General features: G+C 55.8%; 8 protein-coding genes, 1 pseudogene and 1 CRISPR repeat array. Of the genes and pseudogenes, 3 read left to right on the top strand and 6 right to left on the bottom strand.

The features are described from left to right. Positions 1-348: zinc ribbon domain-containing protein (locus HW932_RS18765; protein WP_176977991.1), on the top strand; the 348-nt coding region annotated here is incomplete at its 5' end. A 57-nt stretch (positions 349-405) separates the two neighbouring features. On the opposite strand, the pseudogene HW932_RS18760 reads toward HW932_RS18765, so the two are convergent. Then, positions 406-873: pseudogene (locus HW932_RS18760) on the bottom strand (5'-3' exonuclease); the annotation flags it as partial. A 129-nt stretch (positions 874-1,002) separates the two neighbouring features. On the opposite strand from HW932_RS18760, the gene HW932_RS18755 reads away from it, so the two are divergent. After that, the gene (locus HW932_RS18755) at positions 1,003-1,317 is read left to right on the top strand and encodes a ProQ/FINO family protein (protein WP_176977990.1); all 315 of its coding nucleotides are present in this window, start codon (positions 1,003-1,005) and stop codon (positions 1,315-1,317) included. Beyond that, complete coding sequence (locus HW932_RS18750; RefSeq protein ID WP_176977989.1) at positions 1,314-1,478, top strand: antitoxin MazE-like protein; 165 nt, start codon at positions 1,314-1,316, stop codon at positions 1,476-1,478. Before HW932_RS18755 ends, HW932_RS18750 begins: the two co-directional genes overlap by 4 nt. A 65-nt stretch (positions 1,479-1,543) precedes the next feature. Here the strand turns inward: HW932_RS18750 and HW932_RS18745 are convergent, their stop codons facing one another. The 5 genes from HW932_RS18745 to HW932_RS18725 all read right to left on the bottom strand — a co-directional run bounded on the left by HW932_RS18745 (position 1,544) and on the right by HW932_RS18725 (position 5,677). Next, positions 1,544-1,879: a hypothetical protein gene (locus HW932_RS18745; RefSeq protein WP_176977988.1), complete on the bottom strand. Its 336-nt coding sequence runs from the start codon at positions 1,877-1,879 to the stop codon at positions 1,544-1,546. 121 nt (positions 1,880-2,000) lie between these two features. Next, positions 2,001-2,264 carry a Lar family restriction alleviation protein gene (locus HW932_RS18740; protein WP_176977987.1) on the bottom strand — a complete coding sequence of 88 codons (264 nt, stop codon included), beginning with the start codon at positions 2,262-2,264 and terminating at the stop codon, positions 2,001-2,003. An 8-nt stretch (positions 2,265-2,272) separates the two neighbouring features. Next, a complete protein-coding gene (locus tag HW932_RS18735) occupies positions 2,273-2,746 on the bottom strand; it encodes a hypothetical protein (protein WP_176977986.1) in 474 nt (157 codons plus the stop codon). Between the two features lie 31 nt (positions 2,747-2,777). Beyond that, positions 2,778-3,534: a CRISPR direct-repeat array (repeat unit 28 nt; unit sequence TCTATAAGCAGCCTATCCGGCTGTTCAC). A 116-nt stretch (positions 3,535-3,650) separates the two neighbouring features. Beyond that, the gene (locus HW932_RS18730; RefSeq protein ID WP_176977985.1) at positions 3,651-4,844 is read right to left on the bottom strand and encodes a tyrosine-type recombinase/integrase; all 1,194 of its coding nucleotides are present in this window, start codon (positions 4,842-4,844) and stop codon (positions 3,651-3,653) included. A 23-nt stretch (positions 4,845-4,867) separates the two neighbouring features. Continuing rightward, on the bottom strand, positions 4,868-5,677 hold the full coding sequence (locus tag HW932_RS18725; RefSeq protein WP_176977984.1) for a hypothetical protein: 810 nt from the start codon (positions 5,675-5,677) through the stop codon (positions 4,868-4,870). Positions 5,678-6,000: the final 323 nt, after the last annotated feature.

Genomic DNA, 6,000 nt, shown 5'->3' with positions numbered 1-6,000 from the left:
AAAACAGCCAAGCGCGATGCCGGACACAACCGCGACTACTGGCCGTTCTATCAGTTGGAAACCTTCATCCGCTACAAAGCGATGCAGGCCGGTGTGGCGGTGGACGCCGTGCGTCCGCACTACACCTCCAAGACCTGTCATCACTGCGGCGCCCTCAATGAGCGGCGCAAACACGCCTATGTCTGCACGCGCTGCGGACACCAGGCGCACGCCGATGCCAACGCGGCGCAAAACGTCCGCGACTGGTATGGGCTGTGCTGCCCAGTGGTTCTTGAGGCTCCACTGGGCGGGCCGCATGACCCGGCCCCGAAGCGGGTACGCGAAATCACCGCGAAAGCGGTGATGTAGCTAGAACCGCAACTTCTCCGCCCCGGACGGAATCCCCGTCCTTTAGGGCGGGGAGGAGGTCAAACGCTTGCTGACCAGTTGCGCCAGATCCTTGTTCCCGCTCGAGATCAGGGTCGGCAGACCTGTCGCCGCCGCTTGCGTGGACAGAGTGCCGATCACATCAGTGGCCTCGACTCCCGGCACCACCAACAGCGGTAGCCCCATGGCGCGGATGATCGCCATCAGCGGCTCGACCTGGGCGCGCAGATCCTCGGGCTCGGGCCTATTTAGCCTCGCCCAAAAATCGGCCTTGTAGTCCTTGTAGTCGGGATAGATGTCGTGACGGAAACAGCGCCCGCCGGCATCGAAGACCACGCCGATGTATTCGGGCCGATGATCCTCGAAGAGCTTGCATAGTATGTTTAGCACGCCGATCAGGGCACCGGTCGGCTCGCCCTGCGAGTTGGTCAGCTTGGGCAGGGCGTGATAGGCCCGAAACAGATAGCCGGAAGCGTCGACGAGGATCAGTGGATAGCGAGGTGTCATCGGTTTGGCGCGCGTGAGATGGGAGACTGGAGTATGGCGATCAACGGTAGCACAATCGCTACTTGCAATCTTGCGAAGATCCAGACAGATTTTTGCACTTAACCAACACGGGAATCATCGAAGCGAGCCATGTCCAACACCGAGCCGGAAAGCCCGCTGTCCATTTGTCGACTGGATCTCGTCGCCCTGTATCCAGCGTGCTTCGACTGGAAGCGCCCACGACCGCTCAAGATCGGCATCGATCTGGATCTAATTGAGGCCGGACACGCGCCCCAGGCTGTTCAGCGATCCCTGCGTTCGTACTGTGCGCGTGGATGCTACCTGAAAGAAATCCGGGCTGGGGCACCGCGTATTGGTCTCCAAGGAACGCCAGTCAGCGTGGTCAGTACCGATGAGGCGGCGGCCGCACTGGCTAGTCAGACATTGCCCAGGCCACGGCATTGAACCTGGATCAGGTTCAGCGTCTTGCGCGAAAAAACCCGCGACATCCGGATTTTGCCGACGAATGCCGTCGCCAGTCTCGCCTAGTCGCTCAGGCGGACATGGCCGACACGGATATGCCGCGGTTCCTGGATGCGGCTTTGGCCGATCTGGACGATCGCTAGGCAGAACAAAAAACCCCTACTAAGCATAGCTCAGTAGGGGTGTGGGACAGTCAAGCGATCGAGGCTCAATAGCCCGCCGCTTCCGCCTGATAGTCTCGCTGGTTGCTGTCGATCTGCCGCCAGCGCGGGTAGATGACTCCATCCGTTTCATAGCCCGCCTGGAGATCACCCTCGATCAGGCTCTCGCTTTCGCAAAACCCGCTCAGTCGACCATCGCAGTCCACTCCGTCGCTGATGCTTTCGCGCCGAACGCGATCACCCTCGTGGGTCCAGCGCTCGGCGTAGAAATCCCACCCTTCGTCCGTCGCGCGACGACCTGTCGAGTAGGCTAGGGTCTGGCCAGGCTTCAAAGAGATTTTGACCGGAGCATTCCAGTAGACCCAAAAACGTGCGGTTTTCATCGCTATCGTCTCCTCATGGTGTCCGCTCAACATGAACGAACTTCACAAGGATTTGCTGGACAGAAATACACCTCGGGCAAGGCTGACCAAGAAACCACGCTGCACTGATGTCTTGACGGCTTTAAATCGGCGCCGCTGCCGATTTTTCGTGCTGATTATTGACTACGCCGGAATTATGCGTCACATGCGCCGTTAGTTCCTCAGTTTGAGAGCGCATATTCCACTTTTTAATCGCTTGCGAATGACGGAGTGCTTCATCGACATCATCTCTAACCATCGGCCCGTAGGAATCACAATCGAGACAGGTGACATATCCGGCACCGCAGGTTAATCGATATTCGACGTTGATGCCGGCGCAGAATGGACAAGGTGCTATCAAACTCATTTTCGCCCTCAATTCTTGTTTTCAGCTATTTTCGCATACTCGGAATACCGATTTTTTTGCTCAGACTCAATGCGAACCACGAGGTCCAGCAGCTGCATGCGCGAGATATCGAGCAGATCATCAGGAACTTCTCTCAAGGCACGTTCCGATTTAGATCGAGAAATGACCATTTGGGCCCGCATCGCATAGACATAGGCTTTGTTGAGCGACTCGGGAATGGTCGGAATGGCGAAAGAAATAGAACGAGAGCGATATTCGATCGGTTCTTGCGCCCCCAAGGCTTTAGCCATGTTTTCCGCAGCGGCGTGCGTATTTGAATTGCTGGTGTAGCGATGATCATAGAAAAAGCTACAATAGCAGAATGGTTCGCTTTCACCGTCCTGATGCTGAATCATGACATGCTTGTCACCGTGGAAATCTGTCTCTATCCAAATTTTGCGTTCGTATATTTTTGCGATCTCGCCAGTTTCGACAGCTTGCATGAATCCTGCTCCTGGATTTTTGGGGAAAGTTCATATAGGCTGCCTATCCGGCAGTTCACTTGGCTCATCACGCTCTTCATTTATGAGTGAAAGCCATCACTCTATAAGCAGCCTATCCGGCTGTTCACGAAGCCAAGGAGGCGAAACGGGCGCGTCTTGATCTATAAGCAGACTATCCGGCTGTTCATTCCGTCGCCAGCAGCCGGCGTTGGCCCAGATCTCTATAAGCAGCCTATCCGGCTGTTCACGCGGTCTACGGAACCAGTGCCAAAGACGAGCGTCTATAAGCAGCCTATCCGGCTGTTCACTGAAAGAACAGCGGGTTGTCTGTCCGCACTGTTCTATAAGCAGCCTATCCGGCTGTTCACAGTATGGCGCGGCACTAATCGACGTCGGCACCTCTATAAGCAGCGTATCCGGCTGTTCACTGTTCGATCAATTCTGCGCGCTTTTTAGACGTTCTATAAGCAGCCTATCCGGCTGTTCACCGCTGTATCAACGATCGTTGGGTTCTCGGGTCTCTATAAGCAGCCTATCCGGCTGTTCACTCCCTCATCTTGGTCGAATGCGTGGCTCATAATCTATAAGCAGCCTATCCGGCTGTTCACAGTCGTTCCAGTCGGTTCCGCGCTCGCCAGCCTCTATAAGCAGCCTATCCGGCTGTTTACCCTTCAGGGTGGCAGGAAGGCTCGTGCCAGATTCTATAAGCAGCCTATCCGGCTGTTTACGTGTGGCCAGCTGCTGGTCGCGCGCTTCCAGCTCTATAAGCAGCCTATCCGGCTGTTTACTACAGATATTAGCGTGCAATTCGCTGATTTTCAATCGTTTTTGACCAAAAGCACGCTAAATCCCTTTTTCTGAATGCCATGAAGATGCCTTGAAAAACAACATTCTAGCGTCATCGCTAAAAAAGGGTTCGTTCGCTTTGCGCCGCCCACCATTGAGCCATCCCCCCTTCCAACGCTGAAAGATGCCGCAAATAGCGCTTGATCATCCGCACATCCTTCCAGCCGCCTGCCTGAAGGATTCCAGCCGTTGGAATTCCAGCGGCGGCCATATCCTGCGCAGCGCCTACCCTGAGTGAATGACCCGAAACCGAACTGGCATGAGCGCGCCACGCGCTTCGTCGCGTTTCTTCTCCCATATCCTCGGGTAAAAGCAATTCCCCACGTGCTTCGGCCAGGCGTCCCATAGCGTCTTTAAGGATTAAATTCACCATACCATCCGTTAAGCGCCGTCCATAACTCGCACGATTTAGGCAGGCCTCGCCGTTGCGCTGTATCCGCGTCAACAGCGGCCCATCCTGGAGTCGACTACGTTTCAGCCAGAGGCGCACAACTTTCGCGGCCGGTGGACTGAGATACCGCACATCGACATCAGCCTCCAGGTCGGTTTTTGTCGGACGCAGTGCAATCGTCGCAGAACCATCATCCAGCCACAGGACATCCTCCACATTGAGCGCAACCAGTTCGGCGCGACGCGCCAGGGTATTGTGCCCGATCACCAGCAGCGCCCGATCCCGCCAGCCGGACAGGGTGTCCGGAAGCAAGGGTAAGATCGCTGCAACATGCGACCAGCGCACTGCTGCCGCCTGTTTCGCGCCCCCGCTGCCGCGCACCAACGACTTCAATGTGTTTTTCACCAGCGGATGATCTGTCGGCGAGGGCAGTTCCAGGAGACGATGCAGCGTGGCAAGCGTGCTCAAGTAGCGTCGCAGACTGTTGATCGAGCGACGATCGCCATCTCCGGTGCCGACGCCGGAACGCTGATCGGCCAGAAAACAGGCCAGCAAATGTGGGGATACGGGGAGGGTAACGCGCGCGTGACGCTCGGGGACATGCCGGGCCGCCGGTCCCAAACACCAGTCGCGGAACACGCTCCAATCGGCGGCCCAGGCTTTTCGCGTGTTGGGCGCGGCGGCAGCCAGGGCGCTGGCCACAATCGGGGAGGGCGCTTGCATCCAGCCGTCGGGGGCAAATAACGGTTCGACCAGGCTGGCCGGCAAGCGGGGTGCCGGACTTTGAACCAGGGTGAGATGTCGCTCGTGTGCAAGCGGGCCTCCAGCGGCCTGAGTGGCCGATGAGTCAGGTTTCTGCATGCGCTCACTCCAACTTCGCAAACCTAAAAAACGTAGCAACGTTTCCCTTGCGGCAAATGCCGGCTATGCTCAGGAACATAGCCAAATTCATCACGCAATTTCGTGCGCTTCGCCTTTTTTCTCGCCTCCCATTCAGATCGCCAATCGTTTAGGTGCGGGATGGCCGATTCGAGATCCTCTCTGGACCAAAACCGCTTTTCGATCGTCTTTCCCAATTGAGTCGGCTCTCGGCGGTAGAAGAGCACCGTTAGCCGCCCTTCTTCTGTCCAGCGATTCAGTTCCGCCAGCGAGCACTGAAGCATTTCTCGTGCAGCGCCGGCCTTGAGCGCCTCTTTGCGCATCTGCGCGGCCTCCTGACGCTCCGCACGAGTACCCAAGCGCCGCCTATCAGAAGGGGAGAGTCCCGCCAGCCATCGGATCAGCGTTCCCGCGTTGCGTTTTTCCTCGACCTGATCGCGCAGTTCAGCGAGGCGCTGTTGTTCCTGCTCGGCGTTCAGACGGGCAAACTGATCTTCTGTACTCCTAAGATGCTGCCTGAAGTGATCGATGAGGGGCCGGTTGCATCGGTTGGCTTCTGCCAGTGTTTGTATTATCAGTGGAATATTTTTGAGATCCCGCGTGACTTGACGCCGTTGTTTTTGGGTATGCGCTTTATCCAAAGCGAGCCTGACAGGAAGCCGCAAAGCCGACGATCGCCCCAACAGTTGCTTGATTTGCGACAGGCTAAGCGCGCTGTCGAAATAGGACGTGAGCACATCAATGGACTTACCTGTATTCAGCCGAGCGTTAGCGCTTCTAAGGATGCGTTCAAGATATTTTTCTTGTTTGCACATTGGATTAACACTTTGTCATTCAAGCCGGATTTTATCCCAGACTAACCCAAACCAAGCTCAGGCGCAATCATAGCGATTACTTTGTCCATCTTGGATTATTTCTACCTAAAAGTCGTTTTTGTTTTTTTGCAAGACTTTCGTGAGGATAAGTGTTTAGCGCAATATGGCCAAATTGAATTGACAAAACAAAAGTTCGCGATGCGGCGCATACGTATAATTAAGAAAACAGCCGTTTGAGGTGTCGCATCATGCAATTCATTAAATCTCTGTTGGCAACCAAGCCGCGCGCGATCCTTACTCTTTGGATTGCGTCTGAGTTGCTG

Origin of the sequence: Allochromatium humboldtianum, assembly GCF_013385175.1 — a bacterium.
In the GTDB taxonomy this organism is placed as follows: domain Bacteria; phylum Pseudomonadota; class Gammaproteobacteria; order Chromatiales; family Chromatiaceae; genus Thermochromatium; species Thermochromatium humboldtianum.
The sequence above is the reverse complement of the archived record's forward strand: the minus strand, read 5'-3'. Positions and strand labels throughout refer to the sequence as shown.

Bases quoted from the DNA above. Each gene is read 5' to 3' on its own strand.
- HW932_RS18755 (WP_176977990.1), top strand. From the start codon at position 1,003: ATGTCCAACACCGAGCCGGAAAGCCCGCTGTCCATTTGTCGACTGGAT.
- HW932_RS18745 (WP_176977988.1), bottom strand. From the start codon at position 1,879: ATGAAAACCGCACGTTTTTGGGTCTACTGGAATGCTCCGGTCAAAATC.
- HW932_RS18740 (WP_176977987.1), bottom strand. From the start codon at position 2,264: ATGAGTTTGATAGCACCTTGTCCATTCTGCGCCGGCATCAACGTCGAA.
- HW932_RS18735 (WP_176977986.1), bottom strand. From the start codon at position 2,746: ATGCAAGCTGTCGAAACTGGCGAGATCGCAAAAATATACGAACGCAAA.
- HW932_RS18730 (WP_176977985.1), bottom strand. From the start codon at position 4,844: ATGCAGAAACCTGACTCATCGGCCACTCAGGCCGCTGGAGGCCCGCTT.
- HW932_RS18725 (WP_176977984.1), bottom strand. From the start codon at position 5,677: ATGTGCAAACAAGAAAAATATCTTGAACGCATCCTTAGAAGCGCTAAC.